The sequence below is a fragment of the Moorena sp. SIO3I8 genome (genome assembly GCF_010692325.1).
Classification (GTDB): domain Bacteria; phylum Cyanobacteriota; class Cyanobacteriia; order Cyanobacteriales; family Coleofasciculaceae; genus Moorena.
In genome coordinates this window covers 1-1,830 of sequence record NZ_JAAHHW010000320.1, presented here as the reverse complement: position 1 = coordinate 1,830, position 1,830 = coordinate 1, and the positions used below count along the sequence as shown (strand labels likewise).

Genomic DNA, 1,830 nt, shown 5'->3' with positions numbered 1-1,830 from the left:
TGATACCGCTGGCGAAATTAATATTTGTTTAGACATAGGTCAACCGGTCGGCCCAAGAGCAGCAAAACGAGAACATCGGGTAGCTGCAAATGGAACTCCCTGCCACCAATTAACCAAACGCACAATATTCATGGCACAAGCTGTGATGATGTGCTGCAAGTGGGTTTTAGTCAAACCGATATAGCGACATCGACGTAAGCCAAACGCTTTAATGCCCTGAGCTAACGTACCTTCAATACCTGCACGCTGAGCATAGCGATGCTGGAAATCCTCTGTGGTTTGGGTCTGGCGAGCCTGTTGCAGGGCATTATGTTGACGTTGAGGACGCAGGGTAATGGTGCGCCCTTGCTGTTTGGTGCGAGTACACAAGGGACGATGGGGACAAAGCTTACAAGTGGAGCTAGCAAAGCTTACTTTAATGATGTCATGACCACGACGGTCAGAACCAGGCTTCCAACTCATACAGGTCAGCCCCGTTGGGCACTTTGCCTGTTGCTCGTCCCAGTCAATCGTAAAGTTAGCAACATCAAAGCCAATACCAGCTAGAGAAGGCCAACTACTATCGGGTAAAACCGGAGCCAGCAACTCAATTCCAGCAGTATCAAGAGTGTTGACCATTTGCTCAGCACTCACATAGCCCGTATCGACAATATGAGTTTGAGGTAGCAGTTGACGCTGCTTAAGAGCTTGGTGAATCCGATCAGTTACCTGTACATCGGTGGTGGTGGCAACAGTAGTTTCCACATGGGTAATCAGGTGGGGGGCATTCTCACCACAGGTTTCGCTCAGATGCACCTTATAGCCCACCCATTGAGTTTCCCGTTTGCGACTGAATCGGGCTTCTACATCGTAGGGAGAGTGAATTAATTGAGCCGACGGGGGGCTATTGTTGGGTTGACGGAAGTGTACTTGTTGGTGTGCATCGATATGAAACTGCTGTACCCAAACCTGACGCAACACCTCAACCCCAGGCAACTGTACTTGTCCTACCGGGGCATCCTCATCATATACAGCAGCTAACAGCCTATAACCATCTTTACCAATCGTCTCCCCTAACTGCTGGCGCTCATCGGTAGCCTTGGGCATGTGATAGTCCTCAACCCGACTACCATAGCGCGAAAACCACTCTACCGGAACTTTTTCCTGAAGCCATTGCGGTACTGCTACTGCCAGACTATTGAGTGCTGCTCGTAAGGTCTCACCCACTACTTCTAGACGATGCATCACCCGAATTGCTGCTAACACATGAGTTGAGTCACTGCGTTGCACTCCACCCCCACTCAGCCATCCCCGCTCTTGACATCGTTCCAAGAGTCGCTCCAACAGTAACTCTTCCACCTGGGCTTTAACTAATCGACCTCGAAACTCGCTCAATACTGAGCTATCGATGCCGGGGTCTGCTAAGGGCAAGCTTAACGCATATTTCCAATCGATTCGTCCTCGCACCGCTTGGGCTGCTTGAGCATCGGTTAAGTCTTCGATGTACTGCATTACTGTAATCAGCGCTAACCTCCAAGCATCCCGATGCCGGTTGCCCTCGCTTTGATGGAAACAAGGCTCTGAACTGTTCATCCTTATATAAGAAACCCAATTCATCCCTGATACTCATGACTATACTCCCTTTGGGAAAAGCTGAGCGAGCAATAGTTACTGTCTCTTGGGGTATTGGTGCTATTGTCTCTACTCTAAAGCACATAGCGGGCAACTCCTCAGTTTGATAACTGATACAATTGTTTCAACTGTAACTCCCAAACCAACTACGAACAAAGGATCTTTTCCACATCTGCTCATCCTTTTGTAAACAAATATTAATTTCGCCAGCCGTATCAA

At 48.8% G+C, this 1,830-nt stretch carries 1 pseudogene; it reads right to left on the bottom strand.

What is annotated here, in order from left to right:
- Positions 1-39: 39 nt before the first annotated feature.
- Positions 40-1,696, bottom strand: a pseudogene (locus F6K51_RS36600) (IS1182 family transposase).
- Between the last annotated feature and the right edge of the window lie 134 nt (positions 1,697-1,830).